This window comes from Pseudoalteromonas sp. PAST1 (assembly GCF_021532515.1).
Classification (GTDB): Bacteria; Pseudomonadota; Gammaproteobacteria; order Enterobacterales; family Alteromonadaceae; genus Pseudoalteromonas; species Pseudoalteromonas simplex.
Genome location: NZ_JAKGBH010000014.1, coordinates 44,161 through 59,179, shown reverse-complemented (window position 1 = coordinate 59,179; position 15,019 = coordinate 44,161). Strand labels below are relative to the sequence as shown.

14 protein-coding genes are annotated in these 15,019 nt (G+C 42.5%); 11 read left to right on the top strand and 3 right to left on the bottom strand.

The genetic code is table 11. The features are described 5' to 3' along the window. Positions 1-46: 46 nt before the first annotated feature. Both L1272_RS08930 and L1272_RS08925 read right to left on the bottom strand, forming a co-directional pair. The gene (locus L1272_RS08930; protein ID WP_054552663.1) at positions 47-1,180 is read right to left on the bottom strand and encodes a PilT/PilU family type 4a pilus ATPase; all 1,134 of its coding nucleotides are present in this window, start codon (positions 1,178-1,180) and stop codon (positions 47-49) included. Between the two features lie 14 nt (positions 1,181-1,194). Next, a complete protein-coding gene (locus L1272_RS08925) occupies positions 1,195-2,235 on the bottom strand; it encodes a type IV pilus twitching motility protein PilT (protein WP_054552664.1) in 1,041 nt (346 codons plus the stop codon). 2 nt (positions 2,236-2,237) lie between these two features. Here L1272_RS08925 and L1272_RS08920 point away from each other — a divergent pair, with 2 nt between their 5' ends. The 9 genes from L1272_RS08920 (at position 2,238) to L1272_RS08880 (ending at position 10,503) form a co-directional block, all read left to right on the top strand. Beyond that, positions 2,238-2,951 carry a YggS family pyridoxal phosphate-dependent enzyme gene (locus tag L1272_RS08920; RefSeq protein WP_235373226.1) on the top strand — a complete coding sequence of 238 codons (714 nt, stop codon included), beginning with the start codon at positions 2,238-2,240 and terminating at the stop codon, positions 2,949-2,951. Positions 2,952-2,968: 17 nt separating this feature from the next. Then, positions 2,969-3,790 carry a pyrroline-5-carboxylate reductase gene (gene proC / locus L1272_RS08915; protein ID WP_138598890.1) on the top strand — a complete coding sequence of 274 codons (822 nt, stop codon included), beginning with the start codon at positions 2,969-2,971 and terminating at the stop codon, positions 3,788-3,790. 23 nt (positions 3,791-3,813) lie between these two features. After that, positions 3,814-4,347, top strand: a complete 534-nt coding sequence (locus L1272_RS08910; RefSeq protein WP_235373225.1) for a YggT family protein — start codon at positions 3,814-3,816, stop codon at positions 4,345-4,347. Positions 4,348-4,405: 58 nt separating this feature from the next. Beyond that, positions 4,406-4,846: a DUF4426 domain-containing protein gene (locus L1272_RS08905; protein ID WP_235373224.1), complete on the top strand. Its 441-nt coding sequence runs from the start codon at positions 4,406-4,408 to the stop codon at positions 4,844-4,846. Positions 4,847-4,853: 7 nt separating this feature from the next. Then, positions 4,854-5,453 carry an XTP/dITP diphosphatase gene (locus L1272_RS08900; protein ID WP_054552669.1) on the top strand — a complete coding sequence of 200 codons (600 nt, stop codon included), beginning with the start codon at positions 4,854-4,856 and terminating at the stop codon, positions 5,451-5,453. Next, positions 5,450-6,583: a radical SAM family heme chaperone HemW gene (gene hemW, locus L1272_RS08895; protein WP_235373223.1), complete on the top strand. Its 1,134-nt coding sequence runs from the start codon at positions 5,450-5,452 to the stop codon at positions 6,581-6,583. The genes L1272_RS08900 and hemW overlap by 4 nt, the downstream gene beginning before the upstream one ends. A 40-nt stretch (positions 6,584-6,623) precedes the next feature. Beyond that, positions 6,624-8,459 (top strand): DUF885 domain-containing protein, encoded by a 1,836-nt coding sequence (locus L1272_RS08890; RefSeq protein ID WP_138598887.1) that lies wholly within the window; start codon positions 6,624-6,626, stop codon positions 8,457-8,459. Positions 8,460-8,558: 99 nt separating this feature from the next. Beyond that, positions 8,559-9,242 (top strand): hypothetical protein, encoded by a 684-nt coding sequence (locus L1272_RS08885; RefSeq protein WP_054552672.1) that lies wholly within the window; start codon positions 8,559-8,561, stop codon positions 9,240-9,242. Positions 9,243-9,246: 4 nt separating this feature from the next. Beyond that, positions 9,247-10,503 carry a lipopolysaccharide biosynthesis protein gene (locus L1272_RS08880; RefSeq protein ID WP_138616268.1) on the top strand — a complete coding sequence of 419 codons (1,257 nt, stop codon included), beginning with the start codon at positions 9,247-9,249 and terminating at the stop codon, positions 10,501-10,503. Here L1272_RS08880 and L1272_RS08875 read toward each other — a convergent pair. Continuing rightward, the gene (locus L1272_RS08875; protein WP_054552674.1) at positions 10,492-11,208 is read right to left on the bottom strand and encodes an SIMPL domain-containing protein; all 717 of its coding nucleotides are present in this window, start codon (positions 11,206-11,208) and stop codon (positions 10,492-10,494) included. The genes L1272_RS08880 and L1272_RS08875 overlap by 12 nt on opposite strands. 169 nt (positions 11,209-11,377) lie before the next feature. Here L1272_RS08875 and L1272_RS08870 point away from each other — a divergent pair, with 169 nt between their 5' ends. Together L1272_RS08870 and L1272_RS08865 are read left to right on the top strand one after the other, a co-directional pair. Next, positions 11,378-14,047: a bifunctional acetate--CoA ligase family protein/GNAT family N-acetyltransferase gene (locus L1272_RS08870; protein ID WP_054552675.1), complete on the top strand. Its 2,670-nt coding sequence runs from the start codon at positions 11,378-11,380 to the stop codon at positions 14,045-14,047. 9 nt (positions 14,048-14,056) lie between these two features. Continuing rightward, positions 14,057-15,010, top strand: a complete 954-nt coding sequence (locus tag L1272_RS08865) for an ion transporter (protein ID WP_054552676.1) — start codon at positions 14,057-14,059, stop codon at positions 15,008-15,010. Positions 15,011-15,019: the final 9 nt, after the last annotated feature.

The following is a 15,019-nucleotide window of genomic DNA, read 5'->3' as shown; positions in this document are numbered from 1 at the left end:
AGTGCCAGCACAGACAGTGCTGGCATGTAATTCCCTTTTGTTTTAACTAAGATTTACCTTTTTCGTCAAGGCCATCAATAGTCACACCCTGTAAGAAACCAGCCCCTTTTTGTTCGTTGTTTTGTAGCTTAATCATTAAACGTAAGTCATTTGGCGAGTCAGCATGGTGCAGCGCATCAGCATAGTTAATGCGGCGCTGTTTATAAAGCTCAAATAATGCTTGGTCAAAGGTCTGCATGCCCATTTCTTTCGATTTAGCCATAGTCTCTTTAATAGAACCGATATCGCCTTTTTTAATAAGCTCTGCCACCATGGGTGAGTTAAGCAAAATTTCGATAGCAGCGACACGCCCTTCCCCATCGGCAGTTGGCACCAACTGCTGAGCAACAATGGCGCGAAGGTTTAGTGCAAGGTCGTACTTTAACTTATCGTGCTTTTCTTTAGGCACCAAATGCATGATACGGTCAATGGCTTGGTTGGCATTGTTCGCATGCAGTGTTGCGACACATAAGTGACCAGTTTCGGCAAAGCTGAGTGCATATTCCATGGTTTCTTGTGAGCGGATCTCACCAATTAAGATCACATCGGGTGCTTGACGCAACGAGCTTTTCAGCGCTGATTCAAAGCTTTCTGTATCAAGACCAACTTCACGTTGAGTGATAATGCTTTTACGGTGCTCATGCACAAATTCGATAGGATCTTCAATAGTAAGAATATGACCACGTTGATTGCGGTTACGATAACCTAGAAGCGCAGCAAGCGAGGTTGACTTACCCGTACCAGTACCACCTACAAATAGCACTAATCCACGTTTTGCCATAATCACGTCGGTTAACGTTGATGGCAAACCAAGTTCATTCACATCAGGAATTTGTGTCACGATACGGCGAATAACCATTCCAGCCCTGTCTCGTTGCCAAAAAGCAGAAACACGGAAACGACCTTCATCAGTAGCAATCGCAAAGTTACATTCTTTGCTGTCATGGAACTCTTTGCGCTGTTTGTCGTTCATTGCTGACTCGACCAAAGCGAGTGAATCCTCATCTGAGAGTTTTTCATCGCTTAAAGGTATTAATTCACCGTTTACTTTTGCACTGACTGGCAGTTGGCTAGAAACAAACAAGTCAGAGCCTTTTTTGTCGATCATGACTTGCAAAAAATGATTTAAAGGTAAAGACATTTTATATAGCTCCGTTAGCCACCAAACTGGGTTTTATCTTGCGCTTTAGCTCGCGCATCAACATTAGTAATAATGCCGTAGTTAACCAAATTACCTAAACATTGGTCCATGGTCTGCATGCCATGCGATGCACCAGTTTGAATTGATGAGTACATTTGCGCAATTTTATCTTCACGGATCAGATTTCGGATTGCAGGAATACCGATCATGATTTCATGGGCTGCTACTCGGCCGCCGCCTACCTTTTTAAGTAAAGTTTGCGAGATTACGGCACGTAGTGATTCTGACAACATTGAACGTACCATGTCTTTTTCTTCACCTGGGAACACGTCAATAATACGGTCAATGGTTTTTGGTGCAGAGGTAGTATGCAAGGTACCAAACACTAAGTGACCTGTTTCTGCCGCAGTCATCGCTAAGCGAATTGTTTCAAGGTCACGCAGCTCACCCACTAAAATAACATCAGGGTCTTCACGTAGTGCACTTCTAAGTGCATTAGAGAAGCTATGCGTATCACGGTGAACTTCACGTTGGTTAATAAGGCTTAGCTTATTTTCATGTACGAATTCGATTGGATCTTCGATAGTTAAAATATGGTGATGTTTAGTTTGATTAATATAATCGACCATCGCCGCCAAAGTCGTTGATTTACCAGAACCAGTAGGGCCGGTGACTAGCACCAAACCACGTGGATTGTCGGCAATGGTTTTAAAAATATCTGGGGCACCTAAATCATCCAGCGTTAAAACATCACTTGGGATAGTACGAAACACCGCCGCAGGACCACGGTTTGAATTAAATGCGTTAACACGAAAACGCGCAAGGTTTGGCACTTCGAAAGAAAAATCCACTTCGAGATTTTGTTCATAGTCCTTACGCTGATTATCGTTCATAATATCGTATACCAGACTATTTACATCTTTTTGTTCTAATGCTGGAATATTAATACGACGCACATCACCATCAACACGTATCATAGGTGATACGCCTGATGACAAGTGTAAATCCGAGGCTTTGTGTTGCACACTAAAGGCCAATAATTCGGTAATATCCATTTATGACTCCACAACCAACTGATAATTATATGGTTACAATAGCAGAACGACTTACATCCGCCTACGCAAGAATTGCTCAAGCTGCAAAAAATAATCACCGCGATGAGCAATCAATCAACCTATTGGCTGTTTCAAAAACAAAACCTGCCGACGATATTATTGCTGCCTATAAGCATGGTCAACGCCAGTTTGGCGAATCATACGTTCAAGAAGCGGTAACAAAAGTCACAGCATTGGCTGATTATAAAGACATTATTTGGCACTTTATCGGCCCTATTCAATCAAATAAAAGTGCCCAAGTTGCCTCACATTTTGATTGGGTACAAAGTGTTGACCGCACTAAAATTGCAAAACGTCTTAATGAGCAACGACCAGCCGACAAAGTCCCACTCAATGTATTAATTCAAGTTAATATTAGTTTAGAAGAGGCTAAGTCAGGCTGCCACCCAGACGAGCTAATGGCATTGGCCGAATTTATCAGTCAATGCCCTAATTTATGCCTGCGCGGTGTGATGGCGATTCCTGCCAAAACCGACGATGCCCAGCTACAATTACAATATTTTGAGCAATTAAGCGCTTGCTTTGATAAACTAAAGGCCCAATATCCCCAAGTAGACACCTTGTCGATGGGTATGAGTAACGATGTTGAAGCGGCGATTGCAGCGGGTTCAACCATGGTACGCATTGGCACGGATATATTTGGCCAACGAAATTAAAAGGTGATAACAGACATATGTCAGACAAAAAAATCGCATTTATAGGCACGGGTAACATGAGCTACGCCATCATTGGCGGCATGGTAAAGAACGGTTTTGCAGCAAAAAACATCATTGCAACCAATCGCAACCAAGAAAAATTAGCTAAGGTTGCTGCTGATTTCGGGGTGCAGACTACCGCGGATAACAACGCGGCACTTCGCGATGCTGATGTGATTGTCTTATCTGTTAAACCACAAATGATGGGCGATCTTTGCCAATCATTCCAAGATTCAGGCGTTGATTTTAGCGACAAGCTATTTATTTCAGTAGCAGCAGGTCTTACCGTAAACCGTTTACGTGAAATGCTGGGTCAAGATGTGAAAATGGTGCGTTGTATGCCAAATACACCATCATTACTAGGCCGTGGTGTTTCTGGCCTTTATGGCGCGGATGAAACCACTGAAGAGCACGAGTTTGTACAACAAGTTTTTGAGTGTACAGGCATTGTTGTGTGGGTTGAGCAAGAGTCACAAATCAACGACATCATTGCTGTTACAGGCTCATCTCCTGCTTACTTCTTCTTATTTATGGAAGCTATCGAAGAAAAAGCGAAAGCACTTGGTTTTAGCGATGAAGATGCACGCCGTTTAGTACAACAAACAGCACTGGGTGCTGCCGAAATGGCTCTTTCGCAACCAGACATCAGTATTTCTCAGCTACGTGCAAACGTAACCTCTAAAGGTGGTACGACTCACGAAGCTGTTGAGCATCTTAAATCACAAGGTTTAGTCGGTACTGTTGCAGATGCAATGGATGCCTGTATCGCTCGCGCTGAAGCGATGGAAAAAGAACTTTAAGCTTACTTTTTGAAGGTAAAACTATGCAAGCCATGCACTTTTTAGTTGGGATTATTTTTGATCTCTTTTTAATGGTGGTCCTTTTACGCTTTTGGTTACAAGCGGCAAAAGCTGACTTTTACAATCCTATGAGCAAGTTTGTGGTGAAAGCCACTTCGTTCGCAGTGAACCCACTTCGTAAAATCATCCCAGGAGTGGGTGGCTTTGATATTGCTTCGTTAGTGCTTGCTTATTTAGTTGCTGTAGCCAAACTCAGTGTTATTTTTCTGATGTTTTATAACGCTTGGGCGCCAGGTCCGGTATTTATTCAAGCGTTAATTACAGTAATTAAAGAAGGTTTAAACTTGCTATTTTGGGTATTAATTATTCGTGCTTTACTTAGCTGGGTAAGCCAAGGCTACAACCCTATTGAGGCTGTATTCCACCAGCTAACTGAGCCAATGTTGCGCCCTATTCGTAAGATTATCCCACCACTAGGTGGTCTAGACCTATCAATCTTAGTGTTGATTATTGGTCTACAGTTTTTACAGTTTTTAGTAATGGATTTAATTGGCTAAGCGTTTAACGTGAAGCAGTAAGGGGCCGAAAGGCCTCTTTTGTTAAGTGAGATATACCATGAAGCAATTTATTTATTTTTCTTTGATTGTATTGAGTTTATTTACAACCTTTGCCAAAGCTGATGAACAAGCAGGCGCCCAGTTCAAGGTTCTTGGCCCTTGGGAAGTTCATTACATTGCATTTCCATCGACTTTTATTCAGCCAAACATTGCTAAAAACTATGATTTAGAGCGTAGCCCTAGCAAAGGGATTATTAATATTTCGGTATTAAAAAACAGCGATAAAACAGCGCAGACAGCAACTTTAACTGGCACTGCACGTAACCTACTTGGTAATAAAAAGCAGCTTACATTTAAAGAAGTTGTTGAAGGCGATGCGATTTATTACCTCGCGCAAATCGATTACAGCAACGAAGAAATTTACCGTTTTGATATCGAAATTAATCAAAACGGCAAACTACAAACGCTGAAATTTCAGCAAAAATTTTACGTAGATTAATAGACCTATGAACAACACCTTGGTTTTAGCCACGGGTAACCCTGGCAAAGTAAAAGAGCTGGCAAGCATGCTCAGCCCACTTAATATTAACGTGGTTCCACAAAGCGATTTTCAAGTGCCAGACGTGCCAGAAACAGGCACCACATTTGTTGAAAACGCCATTATTAAAGCGCGCCATGCAGCAAAGATCACAGGCATGCCTGCGATTGCTGATGACTCAGGCCTTGAAGTAGACGGCCTAAATGGTGCGCCAGGTGTGTACTCTGCACGCTTTGCCGGAGCAGCTGCTAGCGATCAAGATAATATCGATAAGTTACTAAAAGAGCTTGCTGATAACCCTGTTCGCAGTGCGCGTTTTTGGTGTGTGTTAGTATTAATGCGTCACGCCGACGACCCAACACCGCTTATTTGTAGTGCCTGTTGGGAAGGCGAAATCACCCATAGCCAAGATGGTCAGGGTGGTTTTGGCTATGATCCTGTTTTTTACGTACCATCTGAGCAATGCACTAGCGCTCAGTTAACTAAAGAGCAAAAAAATGCCCTTAGCCATCGCGGCCAGGCTTTAAAACAACTACTTGCGCAATTGCAGCAAAAAGGCGGCCTGTGAGTTTACCGCCTTTAAGTTTATATGTGCACGTGCCTTGGTGCGTGCAAAAGTGCCCATACTGTGACTTTAATAGCCATGGTCAAAAAGGCACAATCCCCGAAAAAGAATACGTTCAGCATCTTATTGATGATCTCAAGGCCGATTTGCACTTGGTGCAAGGACGTAAAATCCACAGCATTTTTATTGGCGGCGGCACGCCGAGCTTATTAACCGGTGACGCTTATACTCGCCTACTTGTTGAAGTAGATAAATTAATTGGTCTAACTGATGACTGTGAAATTACCCTAGAGGCAAACCCAGGTACTGTCGAAACAGGTCGCTTTAAAGAATATGTTGCCGCTGGCATCAATCGTATTTCAATTGGTGTGCAAAGCATGCAAAATGACAAGCTAAAAGCCCTTGGTCGTATTCATGGTGCTGATGAAGCAAGTTATGCGGCTAAACAAGCACACCAAGCGGGGCTAAACAGTTTTAATCTTGATTTAATGCATGGCTTGCCAGGGCAATCTGTTGAAGATGCCTTGAGCGACCTTGAAAAAATTATTGCCCTTAATCCTCCTCATATCTCTTGGTATCAACTAACCATTGAGCCAAATACGCAGTTTGCTTCTAAGCCACCGACCTTACCTCATGACGACACCCTTTGGGATATTCAAGAACAAGGTCAAGCGTTACTCGCAGCAGCAGGTTATGAGCAATACGAGATCTCAGGCTACGCGAAGCCCGGTTACCAATGCCGTCATAACTTGAATTATTGGCGATTTGGCGATTATCTCGGTATCGGCTGCGGTGCCCATGGTAAAATTACTGATGAAAATAAAGTCATCACCCGTACGGTGAAAGTAAAACACCCACGAGGTTATATGGATCTTGCCAAACCGTATTTATATCAGCAATGGCAAGTAGCAGAAGACGACTTAGCTTTTGAATTCTTTATGAATCGTTTTCGTTTAGTCGAACCCTGCCCCAAAGCTGATTTACCTTTGCTTACAAGTTTGTCACTGCAAAGTCAGGAACAAGCCTTGACTGAGGCAATTGCAAAAGGCTTACTAATTGATGATAAAGATAACTGGCAGGTAAGCCAAAAAGGCCATCGCTTTTTAAATGACCTGCTAGAATTATTCGTTTAAGAATTATAATTAAATTTCTAACAACTACAAAGGAACGATAATGCGTAAACTGACCTTCATCGCTGCGGCGGTAAGTGTTGCATTGCTTGGCGGCTGCCAACAAATGCAAGAGCAACCGAAGCCTGCACCAAGTGTACAAAGCCAACCTGTACAAAGTGAAATCGATAAAGCTAACGCCTTCTTCGAAGATACTTTTAACCGTGATGTAATGAAAAGCCCTATTTATCAAACATACATGGGCATCAAAAAAGATTACGATAAATGGGATGATGGCAGCGAAGAGCGCGTTTTAGAAGACTTTGAACAAACTAAAGCTGACCTAGTTGCGCTTAACGCAATTAACCGCGACCTATTAGATGACGCAACAAAAGTAAGCTATGACCTTAAAAAGCAAGACTTAGAAAACGAAATTGCTGATTTCAAATGGCGCCATTACAACTACCCTGTGAACCAAATGTTTGGTGTTCACTCGATGATCCCTGCGTTTTTAATCAACCAACATCAAATTGCCGATGTATCTGATGCTAAAGCGTATATCTCACGTTTAAACGGTGTTACAACGGTTATTGATCAACTAATCAAAGACCTTGAAGTACGTGCAGATAAAGGCATTATCGCGCCCAAGTTTGTTTTCCCACACGTGATTGATTCAAGCAATAATATCTTACGCGGCGCACCATTCCATGATGGTGAAGACTCAACGTTACTTGCTGACTTTAAACGTAAAGTTAACGCATTAGAGATTGCTGACAGCGAAAAATCTGCACTTATCAGCGACGCTGAAAAAGCCCTAAAAGCAGCAGTAAAACCTTCTTACACTAAGCTAATTAACTTCTTAGCTCAGTTAGAAAAGCGCGCTGATGACCGTGATGGTGCTTGGAAATTCCCTGACGGCGAAGCGTTCTACAACAACGCTTTAGCACGTACCACAACAACTGATTTAACAGCGAAAGAAATCCACACAATCGGTTTAGCTGAAGTCGCGCGCATTCACGACGAAATGCGTGCAATCAAAGATAAAGTAGGCTTTAAAGGTGACCTTAAAGCATTCATGCAATTCATGAAAACTGATAAGCAGTTCTACTACCCTAACACCGCTGAAGGTAAACAACGCTACCTTGATGAAGCAACAGCGCTTATCGATAACATGAAATCTCGTCTAGACGAGCTATTCATTGTTAAGCCAAAAGCTGACCTTAAAGTTAAAGCAGTTGAAGCATTCCGTGAAAAAGCAGCAGGTAAAGCGTTCTACCAACAACCTGCGCCAGATGGCTCACGCCCAGGTATTTATTACGCAAACCTTTACGACATGGAAGCAATGCCAACATACCAAATGGAAGCACTTGCATACCACGAAGGTATTCCAGGTCACCACATGCAAATTGCTATCGCGCAAGAGCTTGAAGGTGTACCTAAGTTCCGTAAGTTTGGCGGCTACACAGCGTATGTTGAAGGTTGGGGTTTATACTCTGAGCTAGTACCAAAAGAAATGGGCTTATACGAAGACCCTTATTCAGACTTTGGTCGTCTTGCGATGGAATTATGGCGCGCATGTCGCCTAGTAGTAGATACAGGTATCCACGCAATGAAGTGGACACGTCAAGAAGGTATCGACTACTACGTAAATAACACACCAAATGCGACGTCTGATGGCGTTAAAATGGTTGAGCGTCACATTGTAATGCCTTCACAAGCAACGGCATACAAAGTAGGTATGTTGAAAATTTTAGAGCTTCGTGAAGCGGCTAAAGAAAAACTAGGCGATAAATTCGATATTCGTGAATTCCACGATGTAGTACTTAAAAATGGTGCAGTACCATTAAATGTACTAGAGAAGTTTGTTGACCAATGGGTTGCTAAGAAACAAGCAGCTTAACCAATAAAGACTTGAAAAAGGCCGCTCAGCGGCCTTTTTTATTTATTTAAACAAGTAGTTGAGCTATAAATGTATAAATAATAAAAAACGAGTATCTCCATGCAAAGCGCGATTGAGCAATTGAACAGCCGACTTCAACATCATCAGTTAAAAGAACTCATTGCCGATTACCAAAGTTTATCGGGAGTTTTGCAAGCGGCACAATTACAGCATATCTATCAATTAGCGTGCAGTAGTGAAGTTAAATACTTGTTTTTACAAAATGTGGCAGCGCATTTACTCGAAGCAAGCCCGCTGCCAAGTGAAGCTGTAGCCTTAATTGATGATATCGATAAACTGAGCTTTTTCACGCCTGGTCTTAAGTTTCAAAATGCTTTTTGTATTACCGACAACCAAGGCAATACCCTACTACATCACTTATTTACGCAGTGTCAGGCTAATAACCTACCCTTTAATTACTTGCGTTCGTTAATGTTATTTGAAAGCAACGAAAGCTTGGGTGTTGCGTTAAAAACATTAAATAAGCAGCAGCTCACTCCTATAGGTTGCTTTATAGCGCTAAACAGCACGACTCAGATGCTAGCCAAACATGAATTCTCTGCATTATTAGCCATGATGGAAGTCGACCAAAGTCACAGCCCGAGCGCAGTCAGCGCCTTGGTAAATACCCTTAAGCAATTTTATGGTGCCAATCAAGCAACGAGTAGCGACAGTAAAGTGCTGCTTTGCGCGGCCTATTTGCAAGTGCCAACGGCACAGTTATTAAACGCGCTCAATCAATAACTCCATGAATAAGGATGTTGTTAAAGCGTTTTTATCGCTCAGTAGTTTTACCGCCCTTAACCATGGTAGCCGTATTGTGCTTACCTTGTGCCTTGCAAGGTTATTAAGTACTGATGAGTTTGGTACTTTCGCGGCGTTACTCGCACTGTGTGAAATTTTGTTATTACCTGCGAGTATGGGCTTTGCATCATCTTTAATGCGTATTAGCTACCCGCTCTACAAAGCTCAGCAACATGACTTACTACGCGGCTTAAAACATGTTTATTTAGCGGCATCGTGTTTATTCGGGGTGATTTTTGTCGCTGCTGTGGTGATTAGCTTTCAGGCTATTTCACCGCACCAAAGCGCTCAAGAGCATGTGGCCTACTTACTATTACTGGTGCCGATTGGCGCCATTATGCAAAGCCAATCGGCTTTTTTAGTGGCTTTGAATAAACCAAAAATTGGCTTGATAACGCAGCAGTGTATTTTTGAATTGCTAACAGCGGGGTTTTGCTTTTTCGTGTACTTGATACGTGGCGACTTATCGTTAGTCGAGATTTGTATCTTGTTGTTTTGTAGCATCTTGTGCGTAGTCATTTATCAATATTGGTTAATCAAAAAAATGATCGTTGCAAGCACTGCCCGCTACCAAACCAAGCAATGGTGTAAAGACTCATTGATCATGCTCGCCAGTGGTGCAGGCACCGTGTTGGTAGCAAAACTCGATGTCTTACTGGTGCATCAATGGTTTGGTGCACAAGGCGTGAGTATCTTCTTTCCTGCAGTAGTGATTGCTGGCTTACTGACTATTTTAGGCAATGCCGCCAACCAATATTTAAAACCCATTTTAATGGCCGATGAGACGACCGAGCAGCAACTTAGCGAGTTAATGAAAGTGGTATGGCGTTTTAACTTTGCCGCTATTTTGCTACTTGCCCTGCTCGCAAAGCCACTACTCACTCTCTATGGCGAAAGCCAATTACAAGAAGGATTTTGGATTTTAATGCTGCTGTTACTCGGGCAGCTGTTATTACCAGCAAGAATCTTAGCCAGTAGCATGATCAAGTTAAAAGGCAACCCGCTTATCAACTTGTATGTCTTACTTGGTGCAACCAGTGTCACGGTTTTAATGGCAGTACTATTAAAAGATCAGTTTGGCTTATTGGGGGTGGCTGTGGCGTTTAGTGGCGGCTTTATGCTTGGAGCGATTTGCCGCATGGTGATTGTGTGCACACGCATGCGGCTACCTTTATCTGTGGTATTGGGTTTAGTCAGATAGATAATATTCAACACTGGTAACTACACGCACTTTTTTCAGCTGAGGTGTGTTTGAATCTCTATCAGAAATTGAAAACTGCCCCTGACGCGCTGTTTTAATTTTACCTAATTTAGACTGTGAATCTTTGGCAAATTTCATTGCTACTTCGCGGGCTTTTTCGGTTGCTTCTTGAATCATATTTGGCTTAATTTCATTTAAGCCATTAAATAAATATTGAATCCGCGTTTCGTAATTATCTTGTACTATCGCAATGCCTTGTTTGGCTAATTGGCTTACTGCGCCTAAGGCATTTTGCACTTTTTCAATATCATTTGAATAAACAATGACATTATTACGAGCAATATAACGAAACTGCTGATTCTCGCCGCCATATTCGCGAGCTTGTTTATCAATAATCGATTGGCTACCAAGGCTGATTTCTTCATCACTAAAACCATGTAGTTTTAAAAAAGCCACAACCGCATCACTTTTCTCTTCAACTCGACCCACTAGTTTTTCAAGGTTGTTATCGGCATCAGAAAACTGTAACGGCCAGATAACGGTGTCGGCTGGCACTTCCATTTCTGCTAGCCCTTTAACATGAACTGTGCGCTCCATGCCCTTTACATCAAGGGCTGCACTTTTCAATATAAAACCTAATCCGAGCAAACCGACCGCCAATGCACACGCTGCAATAACGATATTAAATGGTTGCGCTTTATTCATGCTTTTCTCCTTGATGTAGGTCACTGTTTTTGACTCGAAAAGTAGTTATAAACAGGTTATCTTATGAGTATAACTTTTAATACTTTGGAAGCGTGTCGGTTCTAGTTTGAGTGTATTAAACTTAACAGACCCTGAAGTTTTAACAAACATCGCAAGCGAAGGAAACAGCATGAGCGTTAAACGTATTAGCCAATTTTTTAATCCTAAATCGGTCGCGGTGATTGGCGCCTCAAATTCCCCTAACCGAGCGGGCTTTGTGGTGATGCGTAATTTACTACAGGGGGGCTTTAAAGGCCCAATCATGCCTGTTAGTTTAAATCACAGCGCTGTACACGGGGTATTAGCCTACCCAAGCATTGCTGCACTACCTAAAGTGCCCGACCTTGCGGTTATTTGTACTAATAAAAATACTTTAATTAACATCATTAATGAGCTTGGAGAACTTGGTTGTAAACATGCGGTGGTAATTGCAGCGGGTTTAAACGTCGACCAAAAGCACGCATTAAAAGAAGCAGCTGCTGAGGCAAATGTCTCTTTACTTGGGCCTAATTGTTTGGGCTTACTTATTCCTCATATTGGTTTAAATGCCAGCTTTTCACATACGGTTGCAAGCCCAGGAAAGCTTGCTTTTGTATCGCAATCTGCGGCTGTTTGCTCAACCATTCTAGATTGGGCGAAAAACAAAGAAATTGGCTTTTCATATTTTGTATCTGTGGGTGATTGCCTAGATATCGACTTTGATGAGTTACTCGACTTTTTAGGCCGAGATGCAAAAACTAAAGCTATTTTGTTATATATCGATAATATCGAAGATATTCGCAGCTTTATTTCCGCAGCGCGAGCCGCTGCGTTTAGCAAACCCGTAATCGCCATTAAAACCGGTAAAACCAGTGCTGGTGCCCTCGCTGCAGAAATACACACTGGTGGCAAACAAAGCTCAGATGCAGTCTATGATGCGCTATTTCAGCGAGCAGGTATGCTTAGGGTAAACGACTTACGAGAGCTTTTCGCTGCGACACAAACGCTGGCAATGCACCCAAAACTTCTTAAAGTCGAGCAGCTAACCATTTTAACCAATGGCGGCGGCCCAGGTGTCATGGCTGTGGATACGCTCTTGCAAAGCTCAGGAAAGCTGGCGGAGCTCAGCGATGAGACTAGAGCTGCGCTTAATAAAGTCATCCCGCAATCAGAAATGACCTCAAATCCGGTGGATATTTTTGGTGACTCAGCGCCAAGACGCTATCAACAAGCCTTAGAAATCTTACTACAAGCCAAAGAAGTCAAAAACTTGCTGATCATCCATACTCCTTCAGCACTTGCACCGAGTGAAGATTATGCAGAGATCATTGTTGAAACCTTGGAAAAAATCCCAAAAATGGCTCGCCCTTATGTTATGACTAACTTTATGGGTGAAGATGCCGCCTATGCTGCACGTAAAGTCTGTACCAATAACGCTATTCCAACCTACCGTACACCTGAAGGTGCGGTGGGTGCCTTTATGCACTTAGTAAGTTATCGTCGTAACCAAAAGCATTTAACACAAACACCAGAATCAAACACCGATGATGCAAAAATAAATAAAGACGCTGCACGCTCTGTGGTGAGCGAGTTTTTAGCCGAAGAGCAGAGCTATTTATCAACCCATGAAGCTAGTCAAATTCTCACTCATTATGGTATTGATTGTATTCAAACTGAGGTTGCTTACACGCCAACAGAAGCCAAAGAACAAGCTATTGAGCTGGGTTTTCCGGTAGCGTTAAAACTAATTAGCCCAAGTATTCCTTCTAAATCAGAAGTCGGTGGTGTTGTCCTTAATTTAAATGATGCGCAAGAAGTTGAGCAAACAGCCTTTGCCATGCTGCTACGAATCAAAAACACCTACCCTGATGCCCATATTGAAGGTTTCTCACTGCAAAAAATGGCGCCGCGAGCGGGTGCTAATGAGCTACGTATCGCCATCAAAACAGAGCCTAACTTTGGTCCGGTGATTTTACTAGGTGAAGCTGGCACCGGACTTGAGTTCGCACAAGCTGCAGTGGCATTACCGCCACTTAATATGAACTTGGCAAAATACCTAATAGCTGCGGCGCACGATAAAGGCGTACTTAAAGACCGCGTGCTACCAGAAAAAGTCGATAAATACCGTTTATGCGCCCTACTCACCCGTATTTCGCAGCTGGTTATCGATCAACCTGATATCACCAGTGTTGAACTTAATCCAATTTTAGCCAGTAACGGGCAGTTTTTGGTCCTTGATGCGACCATTGGTCTTAGCCGTTATAAAGCAAAAGCGAACCGTAAACGCTTGTGTATTCGTCCCTACCCAATTGAATTAGTTAAAGAAGTAACCCTTAAAAATAATACCCAAGCACAGTTAAGACCTATCAAACCGGAAGATGAGCAAGCACACTTAGAGTTTGATCAATCATTGAGCAAAGAAGACAGATATAAGCGCTTCTTCGGTGAATTACCGCAATTTAATCATGATCAGCTCGCGAAAATGACGCAAATTGATTATGACCGAGAAATGGCGTTTATTGTCAGCCAAGAGCAAAATGGTTCAGCCTGTACATTAGGGGTATCTCGAGTGTTGATGGATCCAGACAAGCTCGATGCTGAGTTTGCAATTGTGGTGCGCTCTGATTGCCAAGGTTTAGGGCTTGGTACAATATTAATGAATGCGGCGATTGAGCATTGTAAAAACCAAGGCGTTAAACAAATTTCAGGGATCACTTTACCTGAAAATACTGGCATGATTGAGCTGGCAAGAAAACTCGGGTTTAAGATCACCCGCGACTTTGAAGAAGGCAGCATTAATATGGTGCTAAAACTTAACTAAAACTGGATCATTATTTTGCATCGTTTAAGAAATTACACTGCACGAGTTTTTGAAGGTAATGGTAAATATCGACGTGTAGGACGCGCACTTGACGTGTTTTTGATGTCGCTGATCATGATCAATGTAGTGGCAATTGTTTTGGAGTCGGTTGGCCCTTTAGCAAAGCAGTATCATTATGAATTTTTAATGATTGAGCTGATTTCTGTTGCTATTTTCAGCCTAGAATATGTGCTCAGGCTTTGGTCATGTGTAGATAAAAGCGTGCACAAAGAAAGCACGCTGACAAACTCAAAGATTCGTATTAGGTATTTCTTCTCGCCCATGGCGCTGATTGATCTCATTGCGATTTTACCCACCATTCTAATGATGTTTGTGAGTGTTGATTTACGTTTCTTACGAGTACTTAGGTTAATGCGTATTTTTAAGCTCACTCGTTATTCAAGAGCGATGCAGCTATTACTAAACTCGTTTAAAGAAGAAAGCAGTTCACTGCTTGCTGCATTTTTTATAATGGCCGTGGTCTTGATCATCGCCTCATGCGGTATTTATTTAATTGAACATGATGTGCAGCCCGATAAATTTGGCTCTATACCTGCTGCAATGTGGTGGGCCATGGTGACACTTACAACCGTTGGTTATGGCGATGTGGTGCCTGTGACTCCTCTAGGCCGCTTATTTGGTGGTGCTATCACACTAGTGAGTATGGGCATGGTGGCAATTCCAACTGGTTTGCTAGCTTCAAGCTTTTCTGAACAGCTACGTAAACGCAGACAAGTGTTTACCGATGCAGTACATGAAGCCATTGAAGACGGCCACTTATCGCCAGTTGAAGAAGAACATTTAGAGAACTTACGCTATAAACTAGGCTTAAGTCAGCAAGAGGCGAACAAAGCGATTCATAACGAACTTAAAAACCGCAATCGTAATTTATATTGCCGCCACTGCGGTAAACGCCAAGATTAAATAAAGGGT

Coding starts and splice junctions, on each gene's coding strand:
- L1272_RS08930 (WP_054552663.1), bottom strand. CDS start 1,180: ATGTCTTTACCTTTAAATCATTTTTTGCAAGTCATGATCGACAAAAAA.
- L1272_RS08925 (WP_054552664.1), bottom strand. CDS start 2,235: ATGGATATTACCGAATTATTGGCCTTTAGTGTGCAACACAAAGCCTCG.
- L1272_RS08920 (WP_235373226.1), top strand. CDS start 2,238: ATGACTCCACAACCAACTGATAATTATATGGTTACAATAGCAGAACGA.
- proC (WP_138598890.1), top strand. CDS start 2,969: ATGTCAGACAAAAAAATCGCATTTATAGGCACGGGTAACATGAGCTAC.
- L1272_RS08910 (WP_235373225.1), top strand. CDS start 3,814: ATGCAAGCCATGCACTTTTTAGTTGGGATTATTTTTGATCTCTTTTTA.
- L1272_RS08905 (WP_235373224.1), top strand. CDS start 4,406: ATGAAGCAATTTATTTATTTTTCTTTGATTGTATTGAGTTTATTTACA.
- L1272_RS08900 (WP_054552669.1), top strand. CDS start 4,854: ATGAACAACACCTTGGTTTTAGCCACGGGTAACCCTGGCAAAGTAAAA.
- L1272_RS08890 (WP_138598887.1), top strand. CDS start 6,624: ATGCGTAAACTGACCTTCATCGCTGCGGCGGTAAGTGTTGCATTGCTT.
- L1272_RS08885 (WP_054552672.1), top strand. CDS start 8,559: ATGCAAAGCGCGATTGAGCAATTGAACAGCCGACTTCAACATCATCAG.
- L1272_RS08880 (WP_138616268.1), top strand. CDS start 9,247: ATGAATAAGGATGTTGTTAAAGCGTTTTTATCGCTCAGTAGTTTTACC.
- L1272_RS08875 (WP_054552674.1), bottom strand. CDS start 11,208: ATGAATAAAGCGCAACCATTTAATATCGTTATTGCAGCGTGTGCATTG.
- L1272_RS08870 (WP_054552675.1), top strand. CDS start 11,378: ATGAGCGTTAAACGTATTAGCCAATTTTTTAATCCTAAATCGGTCGCG.